We start from the raw sequence: 896 nt of genomic DNA, 5'->3' as shown, positions 1-896 counted from the left end.
CAAGACTCCAGGCGGACCATTTCGATGATCTGATGGACCGCCTTCTCCTTGAACTCGACGGAATACTTTCTAGGCATAGTTCAATCCTTCCTTAGCTGAGGTAGGAACTAAACCCAGGACGCTTCAGATTTGCGGGCAACCCCACTGCACCCTCTTCCACACCTGGGGCATCGGAGCCCTCAACATCGCCATCGCAGGAACCTGCACAATGATCATGTCCCGGCACTTCGACCCCGACAAAGGCATGCAAATCATCCAAAAATACAAATGCGACGGCGCCGTAACCTCCCCAATTTTCTACAAAAACATGCTCGACAAAAAATACGACATGAGCAGCCTAAAATGGATAGGCTCCGGCGGAAACAAAGTCACCCCACAACTCGTCCACGACGTAAACCAACACTTCGGACGCCCCATCCTCACCACCATCTACGGCTCCACCGAAGCCGACCTCGTCGCCTGCGCTAACCCCCAACAACTCGCCAACGACCCCACCACAGTAGGGACACCAGTAACAGGCGTCCAAGTCACCATTCGCGACCCACAAGGAAACCCCCTACCACAAGGAAAAACCGGCCAAATCACCATCAAAAGCCCCATGATGCTCACCGGTTACACCAACCCAAACAAGAAACCCCCATACACGCAAGACGGAATGCTACAAATGGGCGACACCGGATACATCGATGACAACAACCAACTCCACGTCCTCGGCCGCTCAGACTCAATGATCATCGTCGGCGGAGAAAACGTCCACCCAGAATCAGTAACGGGCCTGACCCCTGTTTGGTGGACACCTGATATCCAGCCCGGTTGGGTTGGGAAGAAAGGTAATCTACCACCATGCCTAGGTACTCCGAACAGTTCAAACGTGATGCTGTAGCCCTCTACGAAAA

1 protein-coding gene is annotated in these 896 nt (G+C 53.5%); it reads left to right on the top strand.

Annotation, left to right across the window (positions count from 1 at the left end; translation table 11 throughout):
• Positions 1-127: 127 nt before the first annotated feature.
• Positions 128-883 carry an AMP-binding protein gene (locus QP934_RS11440; protein WP_419127584.1) on the top strand — a complete coding sequence of 252 codons (756 nt, stop codon included), beginning with the start codon at positions 128-130 and terminating at the stop codon, positions 881-883.
• Positions 884-896 lie beyond the last annotated feature (13 nt).

Origin of the sequence: Corynebacterium sp. MSK122 (assembly GCF_030229435.2) — a bacterium.
Lineage (GTDB): Bacteria > Actinomycetota > Actinomycetes > Mycobacteriales > Mycobacteriaceae > Corynebacterium > Corynebacterium marquesiae.
The sequence above is the reverse complement of the archived record's forward strand: the minus strand, read 5'-3'. Positions and strand labels throughout refer to the sequence as shown.